1 protein-coding gene is annotated in these 3,198 nt (G+C 72.3%); it reads left to right on the top strand.

What is annotated here, in order from left to right:
• Positions 1 to 3,198, top strand: a 3,198-nt coding sequence (locus DEF28_RS27755) for a flagellar export protein FliJ (RefSeq protein WP_158562924.1), incomplete at both ends; no start/stop codon positions are given.

Below are 3,198 nucleotides of genomic sequence, written 5' to 3'. Positions count from 1 at the left end.
CGCCGTCACCGCGGCCGACGAGGCGGCCCGGCAGGCCCGCGACACCATGGAGCGCGACCAGCGCAACATGTGGCGCGACCAGCTCGACCTCGCCCGCGCGCAGCAGGACCTCGGAACCGCGCTCCGGGACTCGTCCGAGGCCGCACGGCGCTGGCTCGACGCGTACCGGGAGTACCACCGGGCGCGGATGACGCACTTCACGGAGGCCGCCCGGGCCGCGGAGGAGGCACGCGACGAGGCGGCCGGCGAGCGGCGCGCGGCCGCGGGGCACCTGAAGGACCTCAACGAGCAGGGCCAGCGGCTCCAGACGTACATGGAGCGGCTGCGCGACACCGATCCCGAGCGGTTCGAGGCCGAGCGCCCCCGGGCCAATGAGCGTGCCCGCGAGCTTCGCCACCAGATCGAGCAGGCGGAGCAGCGGCTCGACGACGCCCGGACCGAGTGGCGGCAGCGCAGGCAGGAGTTCCGGGACGCGCGGGACGACGCCGAGCGGGTCCGCCAGGAGACCGAGGCGGCTCGGGAGCAGGCGCTGCGGGAGCGCGCGAACCTCGACGAGAGCGGGCAGCGCGCCGACGAGCTGACCTCCGCCGACCGCGCCCGGGAGCTCGACGGCCTCCAGGATCGGGTGGACACCGCGGAACGGGACTCCGGGAAGAGCCGCGAGGACGACCTCGGCACCTACTCCCGCCAGCTCGACCACCTGCTCGGCAACGAGCTGCTGGAACGCAACCGGGTCCGACTGAACGTGCCGGACCCGGGGGGACGGACCGGGATCGACGCCGTCCTGCAGCGGTTCGACGGGCACCTGACCGACGACCTGCGCGCCCGACTGGCGTCGGACTACGCCAAGAACCCCTACCCCTTCTTCAGCGACCGCGGCCACACCGTGCGCAGCGGGAGCGACTCGGCCACCCTGAAGCTGCGCTCGGCCAACAACGACTGGCGGCGGTCGGACGACGTACGCGCCCGCCCGGACGACTCGGTGCCCGACCTCGGCAACGCCGACTCCACCGGCCGGGAGACCAGCCGCGCCGACGGCCGGTCCGCGGGCGCCCGCCGCACCGTGGGCGGCGGCTTCTACATCAACCCCATGATGCCCGGCACGAGCGTCACGGCGGGGCCGGCGATCAACCCCTCGGTCGCGTTCGCGTTCAACCAGCCGTCCACGAGCGAGACGGTCGGACAGGACACCTCGACCAGGACCGAGGCGAGCGTCGGGGGTGCGAGGACCGACTACGCGACCGACCTGGTCGCCGAGCTCACCGTCCCCCCGAACCCCGCCGACGGCGACGGCCAGCAGGGGGCGCCCCTGCAGGACATCAACCAGGTCAACGTCCCCAACGGTCTGAACATGACCGTGGAGCTCGGGGAACGCACCTCCGAGGCACCGGACCGGATCCGGATCCACGATCCGTTCGCCCCCGGCGCGCGGCCGGACGGCGCCCAGGACATCGGCGCGCACGCGCCGGCGGGCCACACCGGCAAGGTGAACGGTGTCTACCACGCCCCCGCCCAGGAGGGCGCGGGCGGCCCCCGGACGACCATGGCCGACTGGGTGGCCGACCACATCAACCAGGAGCGCCGGTCCCCCTGGCAGTGGGTCAAGGACACGATGCTGCCGGACTTCGTGCGGAGCCACCCGAACGATCCGAGCCGTGCCGACCGGGTGCGCGAGCAGTTCTCCGACGACTCGGTGCGCGACCTGGTACGCGACTCCTCGCACGGCCCCGTCTACCTGGACCTCGTGGACAACCGCGGGCGGCCCCGCATCGCCAAGATGTGGTCGGTCCCCACCGACCTGACCCGGATCCCGGACGCCCCCGCGAAGCTGGACGTCAAGGACAGCACCAGCTCGGCGAAGTCGACCGACCGCAAGTTCATGCGCAGCGACGTCTTCAGTCCCGGGATCGGCTTCGGCGCGGTGCTGCAGGTCTTCGGCAACCTGTTCCGGATCGAACTGCCGATGTTCGAGTACAAGCACGACCGCGAGCGGGGCCTGGGCAACTCGCGCCAGTCGGGCGCCACCACGAGCATGGCCACCGAGTCCGGCGACACGGCCATGTACCACGTGAACCGGAACTTCTACCTGCAGTTCGACGGGGAGGACACCCCGCACCGGTTCACCGGCAGCACGGTCGAGGCCCTGGGGATCGACGACGCCCAGCTCCTGGCCGATCCGCACCGCAACGACACCGACGCCCGGGAGCGCGCGGACCACGTCCCCGTCTACCCGCACCTGCGCCGCGACAGGCCCGAGCACCTCGGCGGCACCACTGTCCGCGGCATCACCTGGGAGGACGGGAACCGGTACGCCAGCCGGCCGGCGGCCGACGACACGGACAGCGCGTCCGACGACGACGCCGACCCGCCGCGCACCGTGATCGAGGCCTACGCCCAGCAGGTGCTCGACAGCATCGCCCGCAAGTACCCCGGCCTCGTGATCCCCGATCTCGGGCGTGCGAGGAGCGAGTTCGCGCACCGGCCGGAGGGCGAGCACGACGACGCGTTCTTCTCCCGCGAGAACCACTTCCGGCGCAACCACCCCATCGCGGTGTACAACACGCTCAAGCTGCTGAACGCGATCTCCGAGGAGAACCTGTCCCGGGACGCCGACAAGGGCATCGACGTCCACCTCATCGAGACCGCCAAGATCAACCCCGACCTCAGCAACTTCAACCCCCAGAACCCGGACAAGGAGGGCTGGTTCCTCCCCGACATGGTCACCATCCGGTTGACGGCGACGCCGCGCGACCGGGAGTTCGGCGGGACCGTCACCAAGAACCACACGTCGGTCTCGACCGAGGGGAGCTCCGGCCGCAAGCGGCACGAGGAGCACAGCCGGTCGCACACCGGCGGGGTCCGGGTCCGCGGGGTGTACCGCGACATCCCGGGCGGGGACGCCCGGGCGATGCCGGGCGCCCAGGGCGGCGTCGGCGTGCGCGGCCATGTCACGCACCAGTCCACCCGCGGCCTGGAGACCGGCGGCGCCGACAAGACCGCCTCGCAGTTCAAGGACAAGGGCGACACCGACATCTGGCGGTACAAGCTCGACCTGCACGCCGAGATGGGCAAGTTCCGCAAGTTCGACGACCTGCCGCGGGACCAGCGCGAGGTACGCACCGGCTCCGCCCGCGACACCTTCCGGCCGCAGGACGAGCGGGGCCCCAACCTCTACGACGGCCACCGCGTCGACCTGAT

The sequence above is a fragment of the Marinitenerispora sediminis genome (genome assembly GCF_003336425.1).
Classification (GTDB): Bacteria; Actinomycetota; Actinomycetes; order Streptosporangiales; family Streptosporangiaceae; genus Marinitenerispora; species Marinitenerispora sediminis.
This window is presented reverse-complemented; position numbering and strand designations above follow the sequence as displayed.